The organism is Vibrio sp. 10N.222.52.C3, from assembly GCF_041474195.1.
Lineage (GTDB): Bacteria > Pseudomonadota > Gammaproteobacteria > Enterobacterales > Vibrionaceae > Vibrio > Vibrio crassostreae_C.
Genome location: NZ_JBFRTQ010000104.1, coordinates 1 through 9,146, shown reverse-complemented (window position 1 = coordinate 9,146; position 9,146 = coordinate 1). Strand labels below are relative to the sequence as shown.

Annotated in this window: 5 protein-coding genes; 2 read left to right on the top strand and 3 right to left on the bottom strand. The window is 44.5% G+C overall.

From position 1 onward, the window contains the following. The 3 genes from AB4517_RS16205 to speA form a co-directional block, all read right to left on the bottom strand. Positions 1-3,035 (bottom strand): retention module-containing protein (locus tag AB4517_RS16205; protein ID WP_372148746.1); only part of this gene is annotated, 3,035 nt, incomplete at its 3' end. A 663-nt stretch (positions 3,036-3,698) separates the two neighbouring features. Next, a complete protein-coding gene (gene speB, locus AB4517_RS16200) occupies positions 3,699-4,628 on the bottom strand; it encodes an agmatinase (RefSeq protein ID WP_372148744.1) in 930 nt (309 codons plus the stop codon). Next, positions 4,628-6,535: an arginine decarboxylase gene (speA, locus tag AB4517_RS16195; protein ID WP_372148741.1), complete on the bottom strand. Its 1,908-nt coding sequence runs from the start codon at positions 6,533-6,535 to the stop codon at positions 4,628-4,630. Before speA ends, speB begins: the two co-directional genes overlap by 1 nt. Before the next feature lie 561 nt (positions 6,536-7,096). Between speA and AB4517_RS16190 the strand changes: the two genes are divergently transcribed. Together AB4517_RS16190 and AB4517_RS16185 are read left to right on the top strand one after the other, a co-directional pair. Beyond that, on the top strand, positions 7,097-8,533 hold the full coding sequence (locus tag AB4517_RS16190) for a coniferyl aldehyde dehydrogenase (RefSeq protein ID WP_017070227.1): 1,437 nt from the start codon (positions 7,097-7,099) through the stop codon (positions 8,531-8,533). Then, positions 8,530-9,108 (top strand): TetR/AcrR family transcriptional regulator, encoded by a 579-nt coding sequence (locus AB4517_RS16185; protein WP_372148738.1) that lies wholly within the window; start codon positions 8,530-8,532, stop codon positions 9,106-9,108. Before AB4517_RS16190 ends, AB4517_RS16185 begins: the two co-directional genes overlap by 4 nt. Positions 9,109-9,146 lie beyond the last annotated feature (38 nt).

Sequence of the window (9,146 nt, the reverse complement as noted above, 5' to 3'; positions counted from 1 at the left end):
GCTTCATTACTCGCTGTTGTTTGAGCAACGTAAGTAAATGTTGTGCCGTTTTGTGAAACAGCTTGCCACTCTAAACTTTCTCCATCAGAGGTTAAGCCCGTCAGAACCAAATCTTCATCAACCAGTTCATACTTCACAACACCATCGGCGCCTTCATCAACCGTGAATAACCCATTAATAATGCTATCTTCGGATTGATCTGAACCAACACCAGTAAGATCGTCTTCATCGACAACTGTTTCACCCGTTGGCGCACTCATTATTGGTGCATCATCGAGCACCTCGATTGGCAATACATATTGGTTAGAATCGTCGCCATCGCCATCAACCGCAACGACATCGAATGGAATCGTTAAGGTATTGGAATTCGGACTTGTAGGATGATTTAGAGGACCTAACAACGTAAAGGTATAAGAGCCATCATTCGCTAGCGCGAGCGTGAAGATAGGAGTCCCGCTTGTCGTCGTACCTTGATAGGTCGTTGTGTTAGCCGCCCCTGTAATTTCTGTAATAGAAATCGCTTCAGTTCCAGAGGTCAATGTCGCTTCAAGCGCTGAGACATTACGCAGTTCGTAAACCTCAACTTGGTCTGCACCTTCAGTCGTAACAAATGCACCTGTCGCCTGAGCGATAACAGAGCCTAAATCGTCTTCATCAACGACAAACGTACTCGCAACAGTCGTATCAGTGATGGTTGGCACATCATCCGTCACCGTGATCTTCAGATCGATCGCATTCGATTTATCTTGGTCGAAATCTTCAGCTACAACAGAGAAGTTAAGGTTAATCGCGTTTTCACCCGCGCCATCAAGGTGCTTAAGTGGTTTAAACAATTCGAATTGATAGCTGTTATCCGAGGTATCGAAAATAATCTCGAACACCGCTTCATTACTCGTTGCAGTTTGAGCAACATAAGTAAATGTTGTGCCGTTTTGTGAAACAGCTTGCCACTCTAGACTTTCTCCATCGGAGGTTAAGCCAGTCAGAACCAAATCTTCATCAACCAGTTCATACTTCGCAACACCATCGGCGCCTTCATCAACCGTGAATAATCCATTAATAATGGTGTCTTCAGATTGATCGGAACCAATACCAGTGAGGTCATCCTCATCGACAACTGTTTCCCCTGTAGGTGCTGTCATCACTGGTACATCATCTTTTACATTAACGAGAATCTCAGCAGCTTCTGGTGTGTTCGAACCTCCAGACAGTGCAGAACGGTCGCCATCTGCATCAACAGCATAAATTGGCAATGCAAAAGTTAACAGCGCATCTTCAGCGCCTTGATGAGAAAGTTCTTCATAAAGATTAAACTCATAGTTGCCCAATGAAGGGCTATCAATTTTAACGTCAAAGACCGTAATTCTCGTTCCATTGACCTCAACGTAACCTTCATAAGTTCTTACACCACCGATCTCACCAATCAGCTCAAGTAGCACAGCCTCACCATTTGAAACCAAGGTGCCACCCGTATTAAATTCCGTCGGCTCCAGTTCATAATGGTCGATGATGTCGCTTTCGAAAATATCGGCAGTGATACTTCCGCTCCCCGCTACAGGCGCGGTTCCCTCTTGTGAGCCACCAATGATGCCTGCTTCATCGACACTAATACTGTCGACATTAGTAATGACTGGGCTATCGCCATCAGTGATAACAATGTTGATGTTATTGGTTACAACATCTTGGTCGAAATCGGTAATCGTGATCGGTAAATCGAACGTCAGTGAATCGGTGCCCACTTGTTCTATTGGATTAAACTGCTCGAATTTATAAGTACCATCGGTATCTAGTGAGATAGTGAGAACAACCTCACCTCGACCTTGAATGGACAAAGTGATCGTTGTCCCATCATCAGATAGCCTTGCAAGCGTATTTTGATTATCACTGAGCAACCCATCAAACTGGTCCAGTGCACCAGCATCAAATACAGCTGATTGAAGATTATCACTACCAATATTGGAGAACGTTCCTTCAATTGCTGCACTGCTAGTTTCTACGTTACTGATATTCACACTTTCAGCAGACGGATCGACCCCATCAACCACGGCAACTTGCGCATTAATTGGTGTTGCTAATGGGTTTCCGGCGGTGTCTTCACCTTGAATATCAAAAGTGATGTTAATTTGATCGCCTGTATAGGAAACCTGGCCACCACCAACAGATGTTACGTGATCAATTGGTTGAGAAATCGTTGTGATCAGTGAAAGCTCAGCGTTGTTTCCAACACTAACAACATCGATGTCGATGCGTAATACTTCATCGGTGCCTTGAACACCAATGATAGAGTTCGTCGCCGCATCATAAGTAAACGTAACGGGCTGACCACTTGAGGTAATATCACTGTTTAGCTCTGTGAGTAGCGAAGCGAGGGACAGTGCATCTGGAGCGAAAGAATCAGGGGAGAGCGCTAAACTACCAGCAATAATCGTTTCAGTAGTTGTAATAGATTGGGGGTAGGTATTATCAGAAATGGAGCCTTCAGTGAGCACTTCACTGATTGATTGACCGCCCAATGAACGAGTTATTGTTCTAAATTGTTCTCTATCTTCATCAACCGATTGATCTGCTAAACCTGCGGTTTCAAAGAATGTCGATGGCTGAGTCTGTGTGTAGTTGTAATCAATAGTGACAAAGCCGGAGTTTGCAGAACCTTGTCCAGCACCAGCGGCCGTTGCCTCTAGGATTTGAGTCGGATCGGCACCACCTAAAATGGCTTCTTGAATTGCAGCAAGGTCGTCTTCAGTAAAGGTTTCTGCATCTGATTGCTGTAAGTCAAAATTAACCTCACCAGCTATTGGGGCATCTACCCATGCAGCGTTGTCATCAACACAACCGACGCAATTCTCTGCAACCGGAATCGAATCATTCTGAACGCCTAATACAAGCTCTGACTTGTTGGCCGTAATCACGATCTCATTTTCACGGATGGTATCGCCAACTGAAACTTTTCTTGCGCTGCCGTCTGGCTTAACTACGACGACATCTCCACTCGTTGCTTCAACTACCGCAACCTGGCGCGAAACTTCAATATCCATACATCCCCCGTTGTCACAAAGCACTATTTTTAAGCGCTGTGAAAATTATTTGTAATAGCAATTTCAGGTTTTAATTGAACGCATACTTAGCTCTCATCAATGGCAATCCATTGTTATGCCCAATCGGCTTGAAAAGAGAGAAGTATTTCACCTGTTTTTTTATAGTTTACTTACCCTTAAGCCTAGTCTTCCCCATAAAAAATGCCATGTCTGTGCGAAGAGACATCTTTTCGCAAATCCAAGTATTCTTTCAAGGCTTAAAAACCCTAGTCAAAAGTTAGTAGGATGCTGATTAATATGCAAATGAGCGCGCAATATAAATACACATCTTCGTTTTATAAATATATACAGTAACAAAGTTGATAAATCATTAGCGAATACAGGGCATTAATAGCGGTAAGCTCTGCATCCTTAGTAAAGCAGAGGCAAGTCCCATCTTTGAGACACCTCTCAGAATCAATGTGATGATTTTTCGCTCACAAATCATGAGATAGACCGTAGAATACGAGCCTTTTAGCCTATTAGTTCACAGCCAAGAAAAGACTACTTACTGAGATGCGAGAATAGAATGTTTGTTGCTCGGCAAAACAAAAAAGCCCACTAAGTTGAAACTTAGTGGGCTTTAAAATCAGTATGTAGCGTTACGCTTTTAACAATCAAACACTATGATTTAGCGAGGCGATTTGCCGTCCAAACATAAAGCAGCTCAAGTGCGATAGTTGCACCAGCCAGTGCTGTAATCTCGCTTTGGTCATACGCTGGAGAAACTTCTACAACGTCCATACCAACCATGTTGATGCCCTGCAAACCACGGATAATTTTCAGAACTTTATCTGAATTCAAACCACCGCATACCGGAGTACCTGTACCCGGAGCAAAAGCAGGATCCAGACAATCGATATCAAACGTTAGGTAAACTGGCTTATCACCAACAATGCCTTTCACTTGAGCAATGATCTCGTCCACGCTCATGTCGTTCGCTTGCATCGCGTTAATAACGTTAAAGCCGTGTCCTTCCTGCTTGTACTCTGTACGAATACCAATTTGCACTGAATGTTCAGGCGAAATTAAACCTTCATTTGGCGCATGGTAGAACATAGTACCGTGATCGTAACGACTGCCCTGACTGTAAGTGTCAGTGTGCGCGTCGAAGTGAATCAGAGCCATCTCACCGAACTTCTTGCCGTATGCTCTAAGTAAAGGCAGTGTAATGAAGTGATCGCCACCTAAACCTAACAGAGTTTTACCACTGTTTAGAATCGCATCAGCGGCTGCTTCTAAACGCTGAGTTAAATCTTCAGCATCACCGCAATCAAACACAAGATCGCCAGCATCAATCACCGAGGTATGTTCAAATACATTGAAGTCCCAAGGAAATTTTTTGCCTTCCCACGCCAAGTTTACAGACGCACGACGAATCGCATCAGGGCCCATACGAGCACCCGGTCGACCAGACGTCGCCATATCTAACGGCACGCCCAACACAACCACATCAGCATCGTTATCAATTGGGTTCTGTACCAATGGACGACGCATAAACGTCATCGCATTGGAATACAGCGAGTAATCTGGTTTGGTAAATAGATCGTTCATTAAAAATCCTCAAGATAGGTGTAACCCATCAAGCCTTGCTCTAACTCTTCAAGTACGCTTTGCTGCTCTTGCGCTGGTACTTTCGCCGTTACTAATTCTTTGTAGTTCTGACGAATTAGATCCATATCGATATGAACATAACGCATCATGTCTTCAACCGTGTCGCCTTCGTTGATGTAGTCGATATTCGCTTCACCGCTTTCGTCAACGTTGACCACTACGCTGTGAGTATCACCAAATAGGTTATGCATATCACCCAAGATCTCTTGGTATGCGCCTACTAAGAAAAAGCCCATCAGGTATGGTTCATCTGGGTTCCATGCAGGAACTGGCAGAGTCGTTTCAATACCTTGACCATCAACATACTGGTCAATCGTACCGTCAGAGTCACAAGTGATGTCCAACACTACAGCACGACGCTCATCCGCATTGTCTAAACCGCTCAGTGGCAATACAGGGAACACCTGATCAATACCCCAAGCATCTGGCAATGACTGGAATAGTGAAAAGTTCACGAAGAACTTGTCCGCTAAACGCTCGCTCAACTCATCCAAAATTGGACGGTGGTAACGGTTCTTTGTGCTCATGCGAGTGCTAAGCTCGTAGTTAATACGCAAAGACATTTGCTCTGCCCAAGCACGATGCTGAAGATTCAGCATACCGGTCGCAAATTGGTTGTGTGCTTCTGCGATATCACTTTGCGTGTCGTTGTAGATCTCAATCAACGCTCGGTCATCATTGCCCGCATCTAGCTCTAAGAAGTTCTTCCACATGTTGTTGAGCAACATTGGCGCGTCAGCTTCTGGAGCCGCCATGTCTTCCGGAGAATAGCTTTCTGTACCAATAACATTGGTTACAAGCACAGCGTGATGCGCAGTCAACGAACGACCAGATTCAGAAATGATCACAGGTTGTGGCTGATTGTAGAGCTTACAGATATCCCCTACTGTCATCACAATATTGCGAGCGTACTCAAGCAAGCCGTAGTTCATTGAGTTTGAAGATTGACTGCGTGTGCCGTCGTAATCAACCGCCAAACCACCACCAACATCTAAGTACTTCAATTGAGCACCGATATCGCGCAGTTCACAGTAGAAACGAGCCGCTTCACTCACACCATTTCGCACATCACGAATATTCGCCATTTGCGAGCCAAGGTGGAAGTGTACTAGCTCTAGAACATCCAGCTGGTCTTCTGCTTTCAAGCGTTCAATAACGGTCAATACTTGTGATGCAGACAAACCGAATTTCGACTTCTCGCCACCACTTGCTTGCCATTTACCTGCACCTTGAGATGCAAGACGAATGCGTAAACCTAAACGAGGTTTCACGCCAAGCGCTTTCGCTTCAGAAAGAACAAGATCAAGCTCAGATAGCTTCTCTAGAACGATAAATACTTTATGACCCAGCTTTTCGCCAATAAGAGCAAGACGGATGTATTCTCTGTCTTTGTAACCGTTACACACGATCACCGAGCTCGCTTTTTGAGCCAGTGCCAATACCGCTAATAGTTCAGGCTTGCTGCCCGCCTCTAAACCAAGCTGCTTCTGCTCTAATTGAGCTTGGCTCGCTAAGATCTCGTCAACCACTTCTTTCTGTTGGTTAACTTTAATCGGGTAAACAAGTAGGTAACGGTTATCGTACTGATATTCGTCGATCGCTTGGTTGAATGCGTTACAGATATTGTGCACACGTTGATGCACGATTTGAGGAAAACGCACAAGAGCAGGCAAACCAATATTTCTTTGCTCTAACTGTTTTACGATCTTACTTAGTGGGACTTGATGATCCGTCTCGCTCGGTGAAACATACACCTCACCGTTATCATCAATTCCATAAAAACCTTGGCTCCAGTGCTTTACATTATACTCAGCACGGATGCGTTCCAAATTAACCGAATTTTCCAATTCTAGAGACCTCACACTATAGGGCCATCGACAGAAGATACCTCTTTGGAATAGCGAGGTATAACCCAACAAAAAGCGTTCAAAAACGATTTGTTGGCTGCATTAACCGATATTATTAAGAGCGAGTCCAACCATTGATATTTGTGGTGACGATTACGTTTTTTTATCGACAGATCGACTTAAAATGACAGGTAAGGAATTACAAGGTTTTAGGGTAAAAAACAGGCTGAAGCGCATTAAATATAAAGCAATTTCTCACATTAAATTAGGGAGAAAAAATGTGCAGAAACCAAAAGATTTTTAGTAAATTGAGTGAGGTTAAGTCAGAGTTGTGACAAATATAAGCACTTCACAATCTGAACTCTCGCTATCACCAACACAGCTTGTGTCCCGCGATTCGATGCCGATAAACACTTCATTCTTCCTACTAGAACTCGCTCACTTCAATGTTGTAACCGCTCAATTTTTGAACTTTTCTCGCGCATATCTTGTATTCGGTTCAATCTTCTTGTAATTTTAACTGACCAACCAATCGGTCAGCCTTCGAATTTAGGGGATACTATGAGCCATAATCTAGACCTTGAACCAAACACGTCGAGCACCAACGACATGGATCAAATATTCAACCGACAACAAGATCACTACCGTAACAACGTTAATCCAACACTTGATCAGAGACGAAATGATCTCTCAGTCTTGAAAAAACTATTAATGCGCTACCAAGAGCAGTTAATTGAAGCGGTATCAGAAGATTATGGCCATCGAGCAGAGCACGACAGCTTAATTGCTGACATCACCCCTTCCCTACACCAGATCAATTACAGTGATAAAAACCTGAAGAAGTGGTTGAAGCCTTCACGTCGAAAAGCCGGCTTGATGCTAACACCAGCCAAGATTACTGTGCATTATCAGCCAGTAGGTGTGGTTGGTATCATCGTGCCTTGGAACTTCCCAGTCATGCTCTCTTTAGGCCCTCTGATCACAGCGTTAGCAGCGGGCAACACGGCGATGCTCAAGATGTCGGAGTTTACTCCAGCGACCAACCGAGTTTTAAAAGCGATGTTGGCCGAAGGCTTTAGTGAAGATCAGGTTGCGATTATCGAAGGCGAAGCTGACGTTTCCGCTAAATTTAGCCAACTGCCGTTTGACCATATCCTTTTCACAGGCTCAACCGCTGTGGGTAAACACGTTATGAGAGCAGCGGCTAACAACTTAACACCAGTTACCTTGGAATTAGGCGGCAAATCTCCAACCATCATTGCCCCTGACTTTGATGTAGCTGACGCTGTTGAACGTATCTTGTTTGCCAAGAGTCTAAACGCTGGCCAGATATGTGTAGCGCCTGATTACATCTTATTGCCGCGAGAAAAATCAGACGAGTTCATCACAGCCTATAAGCGTTATTTCAAGAAGCTTTATAAAGCCGGTATTGAGAGCAAAGACTTAACCTCAGTGATCAACATGCGCCAATACAATCGCTTGAAAGGTGTCATTGAAGACGCACAAGCCAAAGGCGCGGTTATTCACACGGTAACCGAACAAGCACAAGACGATGTAAACCACCGAATGACGCCGCACCTTCTCACCGAAGTGAACGATGAGATGCTCGCGATGCAAGAAGAGCTGTTTGGTCCTGTTTTGCCTATCGTGCCTTATGATTCCATCGAAGAAGCAATCAATTACATCACAGAGAGAGAACGCCCACTGGCTCTGTACCTAATGAGCCATAATAAAGAAACCCAAGACAAGCTTTTATCAGACACGCACTCTGGCGGCGTGTGTATTAATGATTCTTTGGTGCATGTGGCTGCAGAAGACGCACCATTCGGTGGCATCGGCCCTTCAGGCATGGGACACTATCACGGCATTGAGGGCTTCAAGACCCTTAGCCATGCCAAAACCGTTCTAAGTAGAGGAAAAATCAACTTCACCAAGTTAATGCATCCTCCTTACAACAACCCAATCAAGAAACTGATGTTCAAAGTACTCAATAGATGATCACCAAAAGACAAAAAATCCTAGATGCTGCACTCCTGCTCTTCTCTCAACAAGGGCTAGAGGGCACATCTACCGGACAAATAGCGAAAACAGCCGGCGTGGCAAAAGCGACGTTGTTCCACCACTTCGAGAATAAATCTCTATTGATTGATGAACTGTTTCGCGAGCTGAAGCTAGAGCTATTCTCGACCCTTCAACCGCACACTGATGTGGCTGTAGAAGATCGCTACCAAACCTTTAAGTTCATGTGGGTCACAGGAATTGAGTGGGCATTAGAGAATCCGGTTGCGATGAAGTTCTTCACCAATGTTCATTTCGACCCAACGACTCAAACTCGAGAAGTGATTGTTTCACAGATGTTCGCATCGCTAGACGAGATCATTTTGAAAGGGCAACAAGATGGTGAATTGATGGTGTTGGACATTAACCTTGTTAGACACTTCATTCATAGCCACTTTCTGATTTGTGCAAACTGGCTGATTGAACAAAGCGAGTCTCCACCAGAGCAAACATCGAAGTACATCAACGATAGCTTTGATATGTGTTGGCGCGCCGTTGGTGGGCAAACCAAGTAGCTTTAGCTTTAAGCCCAAGGCTCTAAGCTCTAAGCTCT